The organism is Lentibacillus salinarum, assembly GCF_042679865.1.
Taxonomy (GTDB): domain Bacteria; phylum Bacillota; class Bacilli; order Bacillales; family Amphibacillaceae; genus Lentibacillus; species Lentibacillus salinarum.
The window spans coordinates 1-799 of record NZ_JBHTNH010000037.1; the positions used below are offsets into that span (position 1 = coordinate 1).

At 40.2% G+C, this 799-nt stretch carries 1 protein-coding gene; it reads right to left on the minus strand.

The features are described 5' to 3' along the window. The coding region (locus ACFQ4A_RS16385) for a helix-turn-helix domain-containing protein (RefSeq protein ID WP_382402496.1) at nt 1–709 on the minus strand (709 nt) is incomplete at its 3' end. Nucleotides 710–799: the final 90 nt, after the last annotated feature.

The following is a 799-nucleotide window of genomic DNA, read 5'->3' on the forward strand; positions in this document are numbered from 1 at the left end:
AGTTCTCTTCAATACCTGAAATGAATGCAGGAGACATATCGCTACAGAAATCTTTGATTTGAGAACGCGAAACACCTTTACTGTCAAGGAATAGACAGAATTCCTGCAGTACGTCGGATCCTTTACCTTCCGTGACAAAAATAACCTTTCTGGTGTCCGTATCAACAAATAACGTGACGTACTTATGTCCTTTACTGCGGGAAGTTTCATCCATGGCCACACTTTTTAAGTTGGACACATCGATTTTTTCAACTTCTTTATCAACATAGTATTTAAATACTCGCCAAAGGCGGGTATCGTGTTCACCAACTTTACGAGCAACTGCAAGAACCGGCATTTCCACCATCAACGACAATACATGATGTTCAAATAGCGTGGAAAATCCGGCACCAGGTCGCGCCCAATCAATGATTACCGTACGTATTTTTCCGCATGATTCGCATTTAACCCTCGGCATTCTTGCATGGAGTGTTGTTTTATATTGCCAGAAATCGAGGTGTCTCCATGTACGATCCTGGTCTTGGGTATCATGAACTTTACAGCCTGGTGCCTCGCAATTAGGGCATGAAAATTCAGCGCCTTTTCTGTACTCAATGTAAATGTGCAACGTTTTTTCTTCTTTAGCTAATTCATGGTGAAAGACATACCAAGGTTCGGGTATTTCTAAAGCAGATTCAAATACATTATATTTTTCTTGGAAATCATTCATAACGGTCAACTCCCAGGTAATTTAATAGGTTTTTACCTAGTGTTGACACCTATATGAGGTTTTAGACTAAACACTAAATAGCGAAGAAGC